Origin of the sequence: Thioalkalivibrio sp. AKL12, from assembly GCF_000377925.1 — a bacterium.
Classification (GTDB): Bacteria; Pseudomonadota; Gammaproteobacteria; order Ectothiorhodospirales; family Ectothiorhodospiraceae; genus Thioalkalivibrio; species Thioalkalivibrio versutus.
This window is the reverse complement of record NZ_KB898890.1, coordinates 235,720-251,361: the sequence shown is the minus strand read 5'-3', so window position 1 is coordinate 251,361 and position 15,642 is coordinate 235,720. Positions and strand designations below refer to the sequence as shown.

Sequence of the window (15,642 nt, the reverse complement as noted above, 5' to 3'; positions counted from 1 at the left end):
CCCGAGCAGCCTGCGGGAGCGGGCCCTTACTCGGCCACGCGAACGCGCGGCGGGCAGCACTCCCCATCAAAGGCGGTGCATTTTGGCCACTTTCGGGCACCGGGGCAAGTCGGCCCCAAACCGCGCCACGCTGCGCCCTCGCCGCCGGCCGGGACACCGATGCCCTGACTGTCGCGGGGGAGGGGCTTAGAAAAATCCTGCGAGTCGCGTTACACTAGAGGTCGTTTTGCGCAAAACTAAATCGAAACGACCCCAAAAGGAACGCTTAATGTCCAACGACTATATCTTTACTTCGGAATCTGTCTCTGCCGGTCACCCCGACAAAATGGCTGACCTGGTGTCCGACACCATCGTCGACGCCATCATCGAGCAGGACCCGCATGCACGCATCGCCTGCGAGACCGCCACCAAGACCGGCATGGTCATGCTGCTGGGCGAGATCACCACTGGCGCGCAGATCGACTACGAGCGCCTGGTGCGCGACACCGTCGTCGAGATCGGCTACAACGATTCCGACGTCGGCTTCGACGGCAAGACCTGCGCCGTGCTGAACGTGCTGGGCGAGCAGTCCCAGGACATCGCCATGGGTGTGGACCGCGACGTCTCCGACCGCGCCACCCAGGGCGCTGGCGACCAGGGCCTGATGTTCGGCTACGCCGCCCGCGAGACCGACACCCTGATGCCCGCCCCGATCTTCTACGCCCACAAGATGGTGCGCATCCAGTCCGAACTGATGAAGAGCGGCAAGCTGCCGTGGCTGCGTCCGGACGCCAAGAGCCAGGTCTCCCTGCGCTATGAAAATGGCAAGCCGGCCGGCCTGGACGCCGTGGTCCTGTCGACCCAGCACAGCCCGGACATCTCGCAGAAGGATCTGAAGGAAGCGATCTACGAAGAGATCTTCAAGAAGGTCCTGCCGGCTGAATGGCTGAGCCAGGTCGCCGACGACAAGCTCCACATCAACCCGACCGGCAAGTTCGAGATTGGCGGCCCGGTGGGCGACGCTGGCCTGACCGGCCGCAAGATCATCGTCGACACCTACGGCGGCATGGCCCGTCACGGTGGTGGCGCGTTCTCCGGCAAGGACCCGTCCAAGGTGGACCGTTCCGCAGCCTACGCCGGTCGCTATGTGGCCAAGAACATCGTTGCCGCCGGCCTGGCCGAGAAGTGCGAGATCCAGGTCTCCTACGCCATCGGCGTGGCCGAGCCGACCTCGATCACGATCGACACCTTCGGCACCGGCAAGCTGGACGATCGCAAGATCGAAGGCTTTGTGCGCGAAGTGTTTGATCTGCGCCCGTGGGGCCTGATCCAGATGATGGATCTGCTGCGTCCGATCTACAAGGCGACTGCCGCCTACGGTCACTTCGGCCGCGAAGACGTCGACCTCCCCTGGGAGCGTACCGACAAGGCCGAGGAACTTAAGAAGATGTCGGGCCTCTAAGAGCCCCGACATTTCTTGAAAGAAATACCCATCCGGCTGAGGAGCGCTGCAGCGGTTTTACCGTCAGGCTCAGCCGGATGCACCCTGAAACATGAACACGGCGCTCATCCAGATAAACGGAGAAGTTGATCCATGAATGCTGTGATGAACGACAAAAAGACCACCGATTACGTCGTCAAGGACATTAACCTTGCCGAATTCGGCCGCAAGGAAATTGCGATTGCCGAGACCGAAATGCCCGGTCTGGTCCAGACTCGCGAAGAGTACGCGGCCTCCAAGCCGCTGAAGGGCGCCAAGATTGCCGGCTCCCTGCACATGACCATCCAGACCGCGGTGCTGATCCAGACCCTGGAAGCCCTGGGTGCCGACGTGCGCTGGGCCTCCTGCAACATCTACTCCACCCAGGACCACGCCGCGGCCGCGATTGCCGACGCCGGCACCCCGGTCTTCGCCGTGAAGGGCGAGACCCTGGAAGAGTACTGGGACTACTGCCACCGGATCTTCGAATTCGACGGCGGCGCCAACATGATCCTGGACGATGGCGGTGACGCCACGCTGCTCCTGCACATCGGCGCCAAGGCCGAGAAGGACCAGTCGGTCATCTCCAACCCGGAGAACGAAGAAGAAGTCGCCCTGTTTGCCTCGATCAAGGATCGCCTGGCCAAGCAGCCGACCTGGTACTCCGAACAGCTCGCCAAGATCAAGGGCGTGACCGAAGAGACCACCACCGGTGTGCATCGCCTGTACCAGATGGCGAAAGACGGCGAACTGGCCTTCCCGGCGATCAACGTCAATGACTCGGTCACCAAGTCCAAGTTCGACAACCTGTACGGCTGCCGCGAGTCCACCGTGGACTCCATCAAGCGCGCCACCGACGTCATGATCGCCGGCAAGATCGCCGTGATCTGCGGCTACGGTGACGTCGGCAAGGGTGCCGCCCAGTCGCTGGCCGGCCTCGGTGCCACCGTGTGGATCACCGAAATCGACCCGATCTGCGCCCTGCAGGCCGCGATGGAAGGTTTCCGCGTCGTCACGATGGAAGACGCGGCCGACAAGGCCGAGATCTTTGTCACCGCGACCGGTAACAAGGACGTGATCACCGAAGATCACATGACCCGCATGAAGAACCAGGCCATCGTCTGCAACATCGGTCACTTCGACTCCGAGATCGCCGTGGCCGCGATGCGCAAGTACGAGTGGGAGAACATCAAGCCGCAGGTTGACCACATCATCCTGCCGAATGGCAACCGGATCATCATGCTGGCCGAAGGCCGCCTGGTGAACCTGGGCTGCGGTACCGGCCATCCGAGCTTCGTGATGTCCAACTCCTTCACCAACCAGACCCTGGCTCAGATCGAGCTGTGGACCAAGGGTGACCAGTACGACAAGAACGTCTTCGTGCTGCCGAAGCACCTGGACGAGAAGGTCGCACAGCTGCACCTGTTCAAGCTGGGCGCCAACCTGACCCGTCTTACCGACGATCAGGCGAAGTACCTGGGTATGTCGGCGGATGGCCCGTTCAAGCCGGAACACTACCGCTACTGATCGGCCAGCCTCACATTTCAATTCGTTGGTAATGTGAACGCCGAGGCGGGCCGCATGTTCGTGCGGTCCGCCTTCTTTTTGTCTGGAGGACAAACATGTCTGCACAAGAACGCGTCTACAGCGTTGAATTTTTCCCGCCCAAGGACGAGGCCGGAGCCGAACGCCTGGCCAAGGCCCGCAAGCGTCTGGGCGCACTGAATCCCGAGTTCTATTCCGTCACCTTCGGCGCCGGGGGATCCACCCGCGACCGCACCCTGGAGACGGTCCGGGACATCATCGACAACGATGGCATCCCCGCCGCCCCGCATGTCTCCTGCATTTCGTCGACCAAGGACGAGCTGCGGGACCTGCTGTCGACCTACCGCGATTCCGGGGTCAAGCGCATTGTGGCGCTGCGCGGCGACCTGCCGTCCGGCACCAAGCATTCCGGCGGTGATTTCCGTTATGCCTCCGAGCTGGTGGAGTTCGTCCGCGCCGAGTTCGGCGACCAGTTCAAGATCGAGGTCGCGGCCTATCCGGAGTTCCATCCGCAGGCACCGAATGCCGAGAAGGACCTGGAGAACTTCAAGACCAAGGTGGATGCTGGCGCCGACGCCGCGATCACCCAGTACTTCTACAATCCGGACGCCTACGTGGCCTTCATGGAACGGGTAGAGAAGATGGGCATCACAATCCCGATCATTGCCGGGATCATGCCGATCACCAACTACACCCAGATCGTGCGCTTCTCCGAGATGTGCGGCGCCGAGATCCCGCGCTACATCCGCAAGCGGATGGAGGCCTATGGCGACGACAAGGAATCGATCCGCAAATTCGGGATCGAGGTCGCCACGCGTCTGACCGACGACCTGCTCGATAACGGCGCGCCTGGAATCCACTTCTATTCGATGAACCAGGCCGGACCGACCGAACAGATCTGGAAGGCCCTGGACCTCGACAACCGGAAGTAGACGGCATGCGCTGCCCCCGGCTGCTGCTCGAATCCGAGGCACTGGCCGCGGGGCAGTTGCTCCCCGCCCCACAGGACCGGCTGCATTACGCCACCACCGTCCTGCGTCTGAAAAGCGGTGCCCCCTGCCGCGTCTTCGACGGCGTCGGCAACGAATTCGACGCGACCCTCGAACTCACCGACCGACGCCACGGCACCTTCCATCTGGGCGAACGTGCCGCCGCCCCGACCCATCCCGCGTTTCCGATCCACCTGTTGCAGGGCGTGGCCCGCGGCGACCATATGGACCTGGCCATTCAGAAGGCCGTGGAGCTCGGCGTTCAGTCCATCCGCCCGGTGCTGTGCGAGCGCTCGCGTTCGGCTGCCGCCCACAAGGGACTGGAGAAGCGCCAGCGGCACTGGCAGGGCATCCTGCAGGCCGCTGTGGAGCAATGCGGCCGCAATGAACTGCCCGCGCTACATCAACCGGCCCTGCCCGCGGCCGCACTCGCGGAATGCCCGGACAGCCTCGGGCTGCTCGCCGAGGAAGGCGCGCCCGGGCTGGACGACCGCCTGGTCGCACGCGGGCACCCGCCCGGCGCAGTGGCGCTGTATATCGGACCGGAAGGGGGGCTAACGCCTGCGGAGCGCGAGCAGGCCCGGGCAGGCGGATTTCTGGGCGTCGGCATGGGCCCGCGGACCCTGCGCACCGAGACGGCCGCAATGGCCCTGATCACCCTGGTACAGGCGCGTCTCGGGGACCTTCGAGGCTAGTCACAACAGGCGGGAACCGCCCCGGTGGGGTCGCCTCGAGTCGCCGCCACATGATCAGGCTGGCTGCGTCTCCGCAAGCTCGAGCAGACGCTGCTCGAGGGTATCCAGTCGAAGCAAGTGCGTCGTCACGCCCGAGGCCTTCACCCGCCAGGACCACGGAGTGGCGTCGACGTCCTCCAGCGCATAGATATTCTGCGCGGTGATCTGCACCGGATGCGGCGTACCGCGAACCTCCAGGGCATAAAACGGCAGGTGATCCGGCTGCATCACCGCCTGCATCACCAGAAGCCGGGTGAACCGCCGGCGATCCTCGCCGCTGTCGCGGCCCGGATCCAGCAACTGGTTCACGTTGATCACCGGCACCTGCACGTCCTGCCAGACCAGGCTGGGCTGCAGCCAGGGGACATCCGGATGCTCGGATTCCTGCTGGACGGCCCCGGCGCGGGTGGTCACCTCGAGAAAGGCGCTGCGGGGCAGCAGGATGGAGCCGCTATCCAGCTGAACGATCACCGCCTCGACGGCCTGACCCTGTGCTTCCTCGCTCATGCCAGTATCCCTTCGAGTTGCTCGCGGATCGCGTTCAGCAGGTCATTCTCCAGATACGGTTTCCCGAGATAACCGTTGACCCCGAGACGGTTGGCTCGCTCGCGGTGCTTGGTCCCGCTGCGCGAGGTGATCATGATGATGGGCACCCCCCCGAAGTCCGGATGATCGCGCACGTGGGCGGCGAACTCGAAGCCGTCCATGCGCGGCATCTCCACGTCCAGCAGGATCAGCTGCGGGCGCCGCTCGTCCAGCAGGCCCACCGCATCGAGACCGTCACGGGCCGTGACCACGTCGTAGCCGTGGCGCGTCAGCAGGCGCGCGGTGACCTTGCGAATGGTAATCGAGTCATCCACCACCATGATCCGTTTCGCGCTCGCCGTCTCGACAACAGCCTGCGGCGCCTCCGCCAGGGACGCCGTCGCGGAGGCAAACCGCACCAACATGCTCAGATCAAGAATCAGCATGACCGAACCATCGCCCTGGAGGGTGGCACCGGCCACACCCGGGATACGACTGAGGACCGGGCCCACCGACTTCACCACAACCTCCTGACTACCCAGCAGGCCGTCAATGCGCAACGCGATACGCTGATCATCGGCGCGCACGAGCAACAACGGGAACGGATGATCCGGCAAGTGTTCGACGCCCGCCTGACTCTCCACACCCATCAAGTCACCGAGCCCGCGCACTGCGTAGTCCTGACCGATGTAGTTGTAGATTGCCTCGTCGTCCCGGCGATCGATCTCCTCGGCTCGCGCGCGAACCACGCCCTCCACCGAGGCCATCGGGACGGCAAAGGTTTCTTCGCCCACCTGCACCAGCAAGGCCTGCGAGATCGCCAGGGTGAACGGCAGGCGCATGATGAAACGCGAGCCCTTGCCTGGCGTCGACTGGATCTCCAGCGTGCCGCCCAGCTGTTTCACGTCGCTGTTCACCACGTCCAGGCCAACGCCGCGCCCCGCCACCTGCGAGACTTCGGCGGCGGTGGAGAAACCGGACTGCAGGATGAGCTGCAGGGCCTGGGCATCCGTGACCTCGGCATCCGCCGCGATGAGCCCGCGCTCCGCCGCGCGCGCCCGGATCGCCTCGGCATCGATGCCCCGACCGTCATCCGTGACCTGCAACCGGATCTCGCTGCCGGACTGCTCCAGACTGACATCGATCTGGCCCTGCGCCGGCTTGTGTGCCTGTTCCCGCTCGGCAGCACCTTCGATACCGTGCGCAATGGCATTGCGCAGCAGGTGCTCCAACGGCGACACCAGGCGTTCCAGCAGGGCACGGTCCAGCTCGGCCCCCTGGCCGGTGAACTCGACGCGGACCTGTTTGCCCAGGTCCTCGCCCGCCTGGCGTACCACCCGTCGTAGCCGCGGCGCCATACGCGCGAAACGCACCATGCGCTGACGCATCAACTGGTCCTGCAGATCGGTTCCCACGCGCCGCTGCTGCAGAAGGATGCCCCCGGCATTCTGCAACTCGTCACCGACTTCCTGCTTCAGGGCCTCGAGGTCACTGACACTCTCGGCGAGCGCGCGGGACAGCTGCTGGATGCCGGAATAGCGGTCCATTTCCAGCGGATCGAAGTCGAGGGCGTCCTCCCCACTCTCCTCCTCCACCCGGAACAGGATCTGGGTCTCGGTTTCGATCTCGAGCTTGCGCAGCTGGTCGCGCAGACGGGCGATGGTGCGCTCCAGTTCGTCGACCTGGCTCTCGACCCGCCCAACCGTCTGTTCGAAGCGGCGATGGAAGGTCGCCAGCTCGCCGGCATTGTTCACCAGGCTGTCGAGGACCTCGGCATCCATGCGCACCTGGTCCTGGATCCGCCGGCCCTCGGTCTCCGGCGTCTCGTGGCTGCGCCGGTCCGTCTCCGCTCGGGCCTCCTCGACCACCAGATCCTTCCCGGAGGTGGCTTCGGCTTCGGAGTCGTCGCTCTCAAACGTATCCGTCTCGGGCTCCGCTTCGGTCGATTCGGCGTCCGCTTCACCCCCGGCCCAGGCGCGCAGCGCGGGCAGCGATTCGCTGGCCGATTCGTCCATCTGCCAGGCCCCGACCCCGCGCTCGACCAGGCGCTGTACGTCGCTCAAGGCCCGCTCGGTAAGCTGGAAGAAGCCGTCGCGCGGCTCCAGACCGGTCTCGGTCTCCACACTCAACGCACTTTCCAGGGCGTGCGCAATGGCTCCGACCACGGTGAAACCGGCCATGCGGGCGCTGCCCTTCAGGGTGTGCACTTCGCGCTGGAAGGCATTCTGATCGGGCCCCGGGCGCCCCCCAGTCTCGCGCCAGCCATTCAGGGCCGTGAACGCAGACTCGAGGATATCGCGCGCCTCCTCGATGAAGACCTCGGCAAACTCCCAGTCGATCTCCGGTTCCGGTTCCGGCTCTGCGGTCGACTCGGCGACATCGAGGTCGTCGAAGTCGGGCGACTCTTCCTCGCTGGCATCATCTTCTGTTCGCAGCAGCTGTTCCGCGGTCGCATTATCCAGCAGGGCATAGACCTCGGGGGCCCAGGGCGGCGGGTCCAGGACCTTGAGCGGGTCCGGTGCCTCGTCGCCGACTGCATCGGCCACGTACGTCTCCAGCTGCCGCAGCAACTCGATGGCCTGCGGCAGCAGCGCCCATTCCATGTCGCGATGGATCCGGATCAGCCGTTCGAACGGTCCGCACACCGAATAAATGCCACGAATATCGGCGGTCCGGGCGCTGCCGTTCAGGGTATGCAGCGCCCGCTCGAGGTCATGATTCGGGACCCGGTCCGGGCGCCACTGGGACTCGTCCAGCCAACCACGCAGCGCGAGCAGATGGACCTGCGCCTCAGCGGCAAACACCTGCCACAGCTGGGGATCCGTGTCCATGCGATCGGCCACAGGCTCGGACGGGAGCTCCGGCTCTTCAGCCTCGGCCTCTCCGTCGACAGGACCTTCGAGGGCGCCCTCCTCGACGGCGCCGGAATCCTCCCCGACCTCGACCCCAACATCCGGGGCCATCGTGTCGCCCTCGGTCAGCGCCTCTTCGGTCACCTCGAAGGCATCGGCGGGAAGCTCCAGGGCGTCAAGATCCAGCGGTTCAGCAGACCGCTCAGCCGCCGGCGGCTCTTCCGTCTGCCACGGCGAATCCAGGGTTCCGCCGTACTCGGACTCTGCGGATTCCGTTCTGTCGGTCGCCGCTGCAAGGGCATCCGGCGGCAGATCGGGCACAAAGGCGCCCGGCTCCTGCAGGAGCTCGTCGACCGCCTCGTCCTGGTCGGGGGCTGCCGTCTCGGCGCCTGCGAACGAATCCGGTGCGTCCAGTTCGTCGAGGGTGCGCGCCAGGGCCTCGAACTCCGCGTCCGCCCCCGGCGGCGCAGCGCGCACAGCCGCCTCGTCATCTTCCGTTTCGGCCTCGTCGGGTTCCGGCTCGCCGGCGGCCAGAGCCCGCAGACGCAGGGCAATGTCCAGAACCGGTGTAACCGGCCCGGTATCGTCACGCACCTCCGCGACCAGTCCGGGCAGGACGCCGATGCCATCCTCGATGACCTGCAACGTGGCGTGGTCCGCCTCCTGGCCGGAATCCAGCTGGCGGTTGAGGAACGACTCCACGGCCCAGGCGAATTCGCCCAGACGCAAGGCGCCGGCCAACCGGCCCGACCCTTTCAGCGTGTGGAAGGAACGGCGAATGACCGAGAGGCTGTCGAGATCGGCCGGGTTGGCCTGCCAGCGCGGGAAGTGTTCGCCCAGACTGGCTACCTCCTCGTCCGCCTCCTCGAGGAAGATTTCCAGGATTTCCAGGTCCACATCGGGACCGCGGACCTGCTCCGCCAGCACGGTGTCGTCGAAAGGCAATGAATCGCGGCCGGCCGCGGGCAGCGGGCTCGCCGGCTGCACGACTGGCGCCGCATCGGCATCGGCATCGGCATCGGCATCGGCATCGGCATCGGCATCGAGCGTGTCCAATGGATCTTCGTCAGGTTCATCGCCGGGTGTGCCGAGATCGAAAACCGGAGGCTCGGCGAGGCCGGCGGGGTCCGCTTCAGCCCCGGTGTCTGCCGCCGGCGCATCCGGGGCCGCAGCCAGACGGACGGCGGCGACATCGCCGCCGCCGGAGATCGCACCAATGCGCTGCAGGGCCGCAATCCCCCGCTCGTGAACACTGTCCAGCTCACGCCAGGGCTGTCCGGAAGACTCCAGGGCGACCTCGATACTGCTAAGGACCTCGGCAAGGGCGTCGATCTCGCCTTCGTCGAGTTCGGCCGCTGCCATGCCGGCGCGGGAATCGAGATGACGGATCAGCGGGCCCAGCAGGGCGTGCAGGGCCTCGAAGCCGGACATCGACATCGCGCCCTCGATCCGGCGCAGCCCCTCGAGGGCCTCGTCGAGTCCATCGCCAGAGGCGTCCGCGCCGGCATCAAGGAATCCGAGGAAGATGTCGCGGACCCGGCGCACATCCACCAGGGCCTCCTTGTAGACGGCCGCCGCCAGCGCGCGATCGAATTCGGCCTGGGGCGAGGGGCTGGCGCTCTTGCGGCGCAGACCCGATTCCAGCAGGGACTCCAGCGCCAGCAGGTGCTCCGCCAGCACCATGTCGACCTGTTCATCCGCCGCGCCCGCGCGCTCGGGAGTAAGCGATGCCATCAGGGCGTCGGTGTGGTCCTGTCCGGCATCCAGCCCGAGAAGACTGAGTGTCGAGCCAATACGCTCGACCTGCCCGCGCAGGCTCTCGAGGTCGTCGACACCCCGCACCTGTGACCGCATCAAGACATCCAGCCGCTCGCGGACCTCGGCAAGGTCGTCTTCCAGGGCCTGGCGCAGGTTGTCGTAGACCGAACGGCCCACCCCGGTACCACCTTCCACGAGGCTCAACTGGTCGAGCCCGAATACCTCGCGCACGGCGAGGGTCTGTTCACCCTCGGAGGTTGCACAGGCAACGTGGAACAGAAGGGTCTTGATCAGGTCGGGCGATGCCTCGTATTCCGGTTCCGATCCGGCATTACCGGCCTCCACATGGGCCGACAAGGCGTTCAGATAGCGTCCGAGTTCGCGATCGACCCGGCCGACCAGTCGGCGCACGTCGGTATCGGCTTCAACACCGCCCTCGGCGACCGCCTCGAGCATCGCACCGGCGACCCAGAACAAGCGCCGGGCCTCGCCCGCCGGAACGGCCTCCTCCACCACGCGGGCAGTCGCCTGCATTCGGGCGGCTGGTTCGGTCGCATCTTCGCCGCGCACCAATTCCAGCAGATCGCGCTGAAAGCGCCGACGCGCCTGTTGCAGCAGCGGGACGCGAGATGCCGGATCGAGCACATCGCCACCCGAGCCTACACGCTCGTCGTCCACTGTCTGCGGGTCCGGCATCAATGCCGCGACATCCAGCAGCAACGAAGCGCCGCGACTGGTGCGCAACTCATTCAGCAGAGGGACAAGGATCATGGGCGACGGCAATTCGCCATCGCCCTCGTTCTCGAGGTAGTCGGGCAGCTGCAGGGCGGCCCGCAGCAGCGGCTCGGTGGCGGCCACATTCGGCTCGTCAGCGCGTTCGATCTGCCCCAGGACCTGCAACATCTCGTCGCAGATCAGGACCACGCTGTCGACCTGGACCATGACCAGGGTGTTGCGGATCTGTTCGACACGACTGCGCGCCTCGGCCAGACAATCGCTACAGCCCGGATCGTCGGAGTACCGTCGCAACGCGTCCTGGACCTCGACAAACAGCTTGTCGAGTTCGTCGCGGACCCAGTTCAGTGCGCTGGATGCCATCGGCCGCGTCCGCCGTCAGGCTCGTTGTTCGTCGGAAGAGGTCGGATCGGGGTCGGAAGCCGGCTCCCCCTCGATCGCAGCATCGACGCGTTCGGTGGTGCCGCCCGGCTCCGGCAGCTTGAAGTCCGATACCGAGGACTGCAGCTGGGCCGAGAGCTGGGCCAGGTCGCCGATCGCCGCCGCGGTGGACTGGGTCCCCTGCGTGGTCTCGGAGGTAATCTCGCGGATCTGGGCCATGATGGAGGTCACATCCTGCGCCATCTCGGACTGCTTGCGCGCCGACGAGGAGATCCCGTCGATCAGATCCGCCAGATCACTGGAGACCTGCTCGATCTCGGACAGCGCCTCGCCCGCGGCCTGGGCCAGTTCGGCCCCCTGCACCACGTTGGCGGTACTTTGTTCCATGGAGCTCACGGCCTCGCTGGTATCGGCCTGGATGGCCTTGACCAGCCCTTCCACCTGACGGGTCGCGCTGGAGGAACGCTCCGCGAGGCGCTGGACCTCATCCGCCACCACCGCGAAGCCGCGACCGGCCTCGCCCGCGGCAGACGCCTGGATCGCCGCATTCAGTGCCAGCACGTTGGTCTGTTCGGCGATGTCGTTGATCAGGCCGATAATGTCGCCGATCTCCTGCGACGATTCACCCAGGCGCTTGATCCGTTTCGCCGTCTCCTGGATTTGTTCGCGGATGTTGTCCATGCCCTCGATGGAACGGCGCACGGTGCCCGCCCCGCGGGATGCAATCTCCACCGAGTTACGTGCCACGGAGGCCGACTGTTCGGCATCCTGGGCGACCTTGTCGACCGAGCCCGACACCTCCTCGATCGCGTCGTCCGCGCGCTGGATCTCGCGGGCCTGTTCTTCCGACTTCTCGGCCAGCCCCAGCACCTGGGACCGCGTGGAAGCCGAGGATTCGCTGATATCGGCCGCCACCGTGTTGATGGTCGCGACCAGGGTGCGCAGGTTCTCGATCGCGTAATTCATCGAGTCCGCGATGGCCCCGGTGAAGTCCTCGGTCACCGTCGCGTTGACCGTGAGGTCGCCATCCGCAAGGTTCATCATCTCGTCGAGCAGGCGCAGGATTGCCTGCTGGTTGCGTTCATTCTGCGCCTCGGTCTCGGCCAGCTCGCGCTTGGTATCGCGGTAGAGGAACAGACCCATCGCGATCAGCAGCAGCAGCGCGAGGCCACCGAAGCCGAACCCGATGAGCGCGACCAAGCCCGCGCGTTCGGCCTCAACGGTGATGGCGTTTTCGAAGTCCCCGGTGGTCTCCAGCATCGCGCCACTGCTGGCCTCGACATTGGAGGCCGCCGCATTGACCTCGAACACCTGGGTGGAGGTATCCAGAACGCCTTCCACGGCCTCGCTAAAGGCGACGAACAGCGTGGCGATCTCCATCAGCAAGGCACGCGCTTGCGGGTCATCGACCGGTTCGACCCCCAGCGGGGCGAACCCCTCGATCAGGCCGTCCAGCACGCGGCCGTACAACGTTGCATCACGCTCGAAGCGCTCGATCGCCGGGGCCGCCTCGGCGCCCCCCTGGAGCACGCGACCCAGGCTGTTGGCAATACGCTGAATCAGCATGGTCTGGCGCGCCGCCACATAGACCTGCTCCGGCGGCTCGCCGATCCGGGTCATGCGCCGCACCACATCGTCGGACAGGCGCGAGAGCTCCGGCGAAAACGCGGCCACCGCATCGGAGAATTCCGTGATCAACTGGATGTCCGAACGCCCGAGGATGACCGTGTTGATGTTGTCCCGGTACGCCGACCATTCGCGATCCACCGCGGCGATATCCTCTTGCAAGGGTTCCGGAAGTGGCTGCAGACCGTCACCCCCCTGGCGGATTCGATCCAGGCGGGCCTCGAAGTCATCGCGCAGGGACTGCAGATCGCGGAATCCCTGCTCGGAGCCGGCGGCCGCCTCCAGCGAGCTGGTGGCGAGACGCTGCGACAACAGACGCAAGTCATTGGCCAGCGCGATCCGGTCACGGTACTGACTCTGCTCGTACTCGTGGTAGGTAAAGGCCCCGCCTGTCGCGATCAGGGCCAGCACCAGCAAGCCCCCGAGGACGAAGTTACGTGCGCGACGACTCGATCCCATCAGTTCATACTCCCTGTCGCAGCACCGCGAACCCCGTCATCAGACGGTAGCTGCGGACTGTTCGCTATTGGATGCACCGGCCAAGCCCGTGCCGGTAAAGCGATTGTTGTCATTGAGTAGCAGGTCCAGATCCAGCACCGGGTGCAACCGGTGCCCGAGATCGAATCCGCCAGTAATAAAGGGTCGGACGGCCTCGGGTACCGAGACCTCCAGGCGCCGTTGGGAGGGGATGCAACGGCGCATCCCCTCGACCTGGCTGACCAGAAGCCCGGCCATGCCCTGGCCCTGAGGTGCCACCACGATGCGCTGCCCGGTCGCGTCGTCCGGCAATGGCCGGTCCAGCAGCAGCCTGCCCATGTCGAAGACCGGCAGCACCAGCCCCCGCAGATTGCCCACGCCGAGCACGGCGGAATCCGCCAGCGGCACGCGGGTCAGCGCCATCGGGTCGGCGACCTCCGCGATCGAATCCATATCGACCAGGAAGCGGAAATCGCCAACCCGCAACAGGACGCCGCGCCAGCCGGTGCCGATGTCCCGCCGCAATTCGCGATTGACGCGGCGCCCTTCACGATCAAGGCTCGCAATCAGCGCAAACGGCGAGGACAGGTCGGTCTTCATGCCGACAGATATTTCCCGATGGTGGCCAGCAGGTCCTTCTCGACCACTGGCTTGGTGATGTAGTCGCGAGCCCCCTGACGCATCGCCCAGACCCGGTCGGTGGCCTGATCCTTGGTGCTGACCACAACCACCGGGACATGCGCGGTTTCATCCGCCTGGGAAAGCTGACGCGTGGCCTGGAAGCCATTCAGGCCCGGCATCACCACATCCATCAGGACCAGATCCGGCACCTGCGACTTGGCGGCGGCCACCCCATCCTCGCCACTTTCGGCGGTGGTCACCGAGTGCCCGTTTTTCTCGAGCATCGTGCGCAGGACATGGATTTCGGTCGGCGAATCGTCAACGATCAGAATGCGGGCCATGGGGTTCGTCTTTCCTTGGTTGGTGTGCAGTGGCGACGCTGTGCATCACGCCGCAGGACTGGCGTATCGGCGCATGGCGCCCAGGAGGTCATCCCGGGTAAACGGCTTGGTGAGGTAGTCTTCCGACCCCACAACGCGCCCCTTCGCCTTGTCGAACACGCTGTCCTTGCTCGACAGCATGATGATCGGCGTGGCACGGAATTCCCTGTTGTTCTTGATCAGTGCGCAGGTCTGGTAGCCATCCAGACGCGGCATCATGACGTCGATGAAGATAATGTCCGGGCGCGACTGCGCGACCTTGGACAGCGCTTCGAAGCCGTCCACGGCGGTGATGACTTCGGCCCCGTGCTTCTGCAGCAAGGATTCGGCGGTACGCCGAATGGTCTTGCTGTCATCGATCACCATGACCTTGAGCCCCTGAAACTCGGTGGCCGAGTCCGCTTCGGCAAGCGCGTTAGACACCTTTTCCCCCTGAGGTCATTTCGCCCCGAATCTAGCGGAACCGGGGCTCTGTGACAAACAGCACACAATGATATTGCATACCGGGGGCCGCAACGCGCGCGGCGCTGATCCAGCTTGCGGGGTCACCGACAGCCCCGGCGGGCATGGCATACTCCCCGGAACATCCCGTTCGTGCGAGGCAACGTGGCCCAGAACATCGCCATCCTGATGGACCCGATCGCGGGTATCAAACCGTGGAAGGACACCACCTTCGCCATGATGCTGGCAGCACAGGCCCGCGGCCATCGCCTGCACTACCTGGAGCCGGCCGACCTGTGGATCGAAGAGGGCCGGGCGGCGGCCCGGAGCCGCCCGATCGACGTGCACGACCGGCACGAGGACTTCTTCACCCTGGGCGAGCCCGTGACGGGTCCGGCGGCGCGCTTCGACCTGCTGCTGATGCGCAAGGACCCGCCGTTCGATCTGGAGTACATCTACGCGACCTACGCGCTCGAGCTCGCCGAGCGCGACGGCGTACGGGTATCGAACCGCCCGCAGGCCCTGCGCGACGTCAACGAGAAGGCCTTTACCGTCCACTTCCCCCAGTGCTGCCCGCCCACCTTGATTACCCGTGACCGGGGCCGGATCCGCGCCTTCCTCGAGGCGCAGGGAGACATCGTGGTCAAGCCACTGGACGGCATGGGCGGGGCCTCGATATTCCGTGTCCGCGAGGGCGACCCGAACACCTCGGTGATCCTCGAGACCATCACCGAGTTCGACCAGCGCAGCGTGGTCGCGCAGCGCTTCCTGCCGGAGTTCACTGCTGGGGACAAGCGCATCATCCTGATCGGTGGCGAGCCCTACGACCACGCCCTGGCCCGCATCCCGGCCGCGGGCGAAAGCCGCGCCAACCTGGCCGCCGGCGGCCGGGGCGAGGCCGTGCCCCTGACCGAACGCGATCGCTGGATCTGCCGCGAAATCGCCCCGGAGCTGAAGGCCCGCGGGCTGGACTTCGTCGGCATCGACGTGATCGGGGACTCCCTGACCGAGATCAACGTCACCAGCCCCACCGGTGTCCGCGAACTGGACGCGGCAGGCGGCGACGACCTGGCCGGCCAGTACATCGACCACCTCACTCGCCCGATCGAAGGATGAGCG

11 protein-coding genes and 1 riboswitch are annotated in these 15,642 nt (G+C 65.7%); of the genes, 5 read left to right on the top strand and 6 right to left on the bottom strand.

Features of this window, described 5'->3' with window-relative positions:
* Positions 1-268: 268 nt before the first annotated feature.
* The 4 genes from metK to D579_RS0102440 all read left to right on the top strand — a co-directional run bounded on the left by metK (position 269) and on the right by D579_RS0102440 (position 4,688).
* Positions 269-1,441: a methionine adenosyltransferase gene (metK, locus tag D579_RS0102455; RefSeq protein ID WP_018951004.1), complete on the top strand. Its 1,173-nt coding sequence runs from the start codon at positions 269-271 to the stop codon at positions 1,439-1,441.
* Between the two features lie 32 nt (positions 1,442-1,473).
* Positions 1,474-1,554: riboswitch (S-adenosyl-L-homocysteine riboswitch) on the top strand.
* Positions 1,555-1,573: 19 nt separating this feature from the next.
* The gene (ahcY, locus tag D579_RS0102450) at positions 1,574-2,986 is read left to right on the top strand and encodes an adenosylhomocysteinase (protein ID WP_018951003.1); all 1,413 of its coding nucleotides are present in this window, start codon (positions 1,574-1,576) and stop codon (positions 2,984-2,986) included.
* A 95-nt stretch (positions 2,987-3,081) separates the two neighbouring features.
* Entirely contained in the window at positions 3,082-3,936 is an 855-nt protein-coding gene (metF, locus tag D579_RS0102445) for a methylenetetrahydrofolate reductase [NAD(P)H] (RefSeq protein WP_018145135.1), read from the top strand.
* 5 nt (positions 3,937-3,941) lie between these two features.
* Positions 3,942-4,688, top strand: coding sequence for a 16S rRNA (uracil(1498)-N(3))-methyltransferase (locus D579_RS0102440; RefSeq protein ID WP_018951002.1), 747 nt, complete (start codon positions 3,942-3,944; stop codon positions 4,686-4,688).
* A 54-nt stretch (positions 4,689-4,742) separates the two neighbouring features.
* Here D579_RS0102440 and D579_RS0102435 read toward each other — a convergent pair whose 3' ends face one another.
* From D579_RS0102435 to pilG, 6 genes are read right to left on the bottom strand one after another with little or no spacing between them, the layout of a single operon-like run.
* Positions 4,743-5,234, bottom strand: coding sequence for a hypothetical protein (locus D579_RS0102435; protein ID WP_018168944.1), 492 nt, complete (start codon positions 5,232-5,234; stop codon positions 4,743-4,745).
* On the bottom strand, positions 5,231-10,960 hold the full coding sequence (locus D579_RS0102430; protein ID WP_018951001.1) for an Hpt domain-containing protein: 5,730 nt from the start codon (positions 10,958-10,960) through the stop codon (positions 5,231-5,233). Before D579_RS0102430 ends, D579_RS0102435 begins: the two co-directional genes overlap by 4 nt.
* A 15-nt stretch (positions 10,961-10,975) precedes the next feature.
* Entirely contained in the window at positions 10,976-13,063 is a 2,088-nt protein-coding gene (locus D579_RS0102425) for a methyl-accepting chemotaxis protein (RefSeq protein WP_026289419.1), read from the bottom strand.
* A gap of 39 nt (positions 13,064-13,102) precedes the next feature.
* Entirely contained in the window at positions 13,103-13,681 is a 579-nt protein-coding gene (locus D579_RS0102420) for a chemotaxis protein CheW (RefSeq protein ID WP_018145130.1), read from the bottom strand.
* The gene (locus D579_RS0102415; RefSeq protein WP_018145129.1) at positions 13,678-14,043 is read right to left on the bottom strand and encodes a PleD family two-component system response regulator; all 366 of its coding nucleotides are present in this window, start codon (positions 14,041-14,043) and stop codon (positions 13,678-13,680) included. The genes D579_RS0102420 and D579_RS0102415 overlap by 4 nt, the downstream gene beginning before the upstream one ends.
* 45 nt (positions 14,044-14,088) lie before the next feature.
* Complete coding sequence (gene pilG / locus D579_RS0102410; RefSeq protein WP_018175663.1) at positions 14,089-14,505, bottom strand: twitching motility response regulator PilG; 417 nt, start codon at positions 14,503-14,505, stop codon at positions 14,089-14,091.
* Positions 14,506-14,688: 183 nt separating this feature from the next.
* Here pilG and gshB point away from each other — a divergent pair, with 183 nt between their 5' ends.
* Entirely contained in the window at positions 14,689-15,639 is a 951-nt protein-coding gene (gene gshB, locus D579_RS0102405; RefSeq protein WP_038050130.1) for a glutathione synthase, read from the top strand.
* Positions 15,640-15,642: the final 3 nt, after the last annotated feature.

What these genes read in the sequence shown, in the direction of transcription:
- metK (WP_018951004.1), top strand. Translation starts at nt 269, where the DNA reads ATGTCCAACGACTATATCTTTACTTCGGAATCTGTCTCTGCCGGTCAC.
- D579_RS0102425 (WP_026289419.1), bottom strand. Translation starts at nt 13,063, where the DNA reads ATGGGATCGAGTCGTCGCGCACGTAACTTCGTCCTCGGGGGCTTGCTG.
- D579_RS0102430 (WP_018951001.1), bottom strand. Translation starts at nt 10,960, where the DNA reads ATGGCATCCAGCGCACTGAACTGGGTCCGCGACGAACTCGACAAGCTG.
- metF (WP_018145135.1), top strand. Translation starts at nt 3,082, where the DNA reads ATGTCTGCACAAGAACGCGTCTACAGCGTTGAATTTTTCCCGCCCAAG.
- D579_RS0102420 (WP_018145130.1), bottom strand. Translation starts at nt 13,681, where the DNA reads ATGAAGACCGACCTGTCCTCGCCGTTTGCGCTGATTGCGAGCCTTGAT.
- ahcY (WP_018951003.1), top strand. Translation starts at nt 1,574, where the DNA reads ATGAATGCTGTGATGAACGACAAAAAGACCACCGATTACGTCGTCAAG.
- D579_RS0102415 (WP_018145129.1), bottom strand. Translation starts at nt 14,043, where the DNA reads ATGGCCCGCATTCTGATCGTTGACGATTCGCCGACCGAAATCCATGTC.
- D579_RS0102435 (WP_018168944.1), bottom strand. Translation starts at nt 5,234, where the DNA reads ATGAGCGAGGAAGCACAGGGTCAGGCCGTCGAGGCGGTGATCGTTCAG.
- D579_RS0102440 (WP_018951002.1), top strand. Translation starts at nt 3,942, where the DNA reads ATGCGCTGCCCCCGGCTGCTGCTCGAATCCGAGGCACTGGCCGCGGGG.